The organism is Clostridioides sp. ZZV15-6598, assembly GCF_020657705.1.
Classification (GTDB): Bacteria; Bacillota; Clostridia; order Peptostreptococcales; family Peptostreptococcaceae; genus Clostridioides; species Clostridioides difficile_F.
Genome location: NZ_JAGWCS010000337.1, coordinates 1 through 398 on the forward strand (window position 1 = coordinate 1; position 398 = coordinate 398).

Annotated in this window: 1 protein-coding gene; it reads left to right on the forward strand. The window is 33.7% G+C overall.

Features of this window, described 5'->3' with window-relative positions; genetic code table 11:
• On the forward strand, window positions 1-398 hold a 398-nt coding region (locus tag KGF50_RS21920; RefSeq protein ID WP_227850001.1), incomplete at both ends, for a cell wall-binding repeat-containing protein.

Below are 398 nucleotides of genomic sequence, written 5' to 3' on the forward strand. Positions count from 1 at the left end.
GCGATGATATAGCAAACAAAAAAATAGAAGTTAATCTTCCTCAAAATTCATCTTTTGCAGTTTATGATGATAAAGGAGTCCCTGTAAATTACTCTTTAGTGACAAAGAATAATAGAGTTAGATTACCAAAAGGAGGCGTAATTGCTTTCTTAGGAAGTCCAAATGCCAAATTTGAAGTTACATACCAAGATGAAGTAAATGCAAAGGCACTAACAGGAACTGATAGATATGAAACTTCTATTAAGATAAGTCAAGAAGGTTGGGAAAGTGCTGAAAACGCCGTTTTAATAAATGATTCTGCAATTGCAGATGCTTTGGCTACAACACCATTCGCATATAAAAAAGATGCTCCTATATTGCTAACTGGAAGCTCTCAAATAAATGAAAAGACTTTAGCT